This is a genomic window from Bacillus cereus group sp. BfR-BA-01330 (assembly GCF_022663885.1).
GTDB lineage: Bacteria > Bacillota > Bacilli > Bacillales > Bacillaceae_G > Bacillus_A > Bacillus_A cereus.
This window is the reverse complement of sequence record NZ_JAKUGK010000036.1, coordinates 1-376: the sequence shown is the minus strand read 5'-3', so window position 1 is coordinate 376 and position 376 is coordinate 1. Positions and strand designations below refer to the sequence as shown.

Below are 376 nucleotides of genomic sequence, written 5' to 3'. Positions count from 1 at the left end.
GTTGGCGAAAGCACAGCGTGTGCTTTCTAGAAGAATGAAAGGATCTTCTCGCTGGAATAAACAACGAGTAAAGGTAGCTAGAATTCATGAATACATATCAAATACTAGAAAAGATTACTTGGACAAAATTTCAACTGAAATCATCAAAAACCACGATGTGATCGGTATAGAGGATTTGCAAGTAGCGAATATGTTAAAGAATCATAAGTTAGCAAAAGTAATTAGTGAGGTATCTTGGTCACAATTTCGATCCATGTTAGAATACAAAGCAAAATGGTATGGCAAACAAGTCATTGTCGTATCGAAAACATTTGCTTCCAGCCAATTATGTTCTTGTTGTGGATATCAAAATAAAGACGTTAAAAATCTAAACCTA

The 376-nt window shown here is 34.3% G+C and carries 1 protein-coding gene; it reads left to right on the top strand.

What is annotated here, in order from left to right; all coding sequences use genetic code 11:
• The coding region (locus MR112_RS28725) for a transposase (protein ID WP_242245901.1) at window positions 1-376 on the top strand (376 nt) is incomplete at both ends.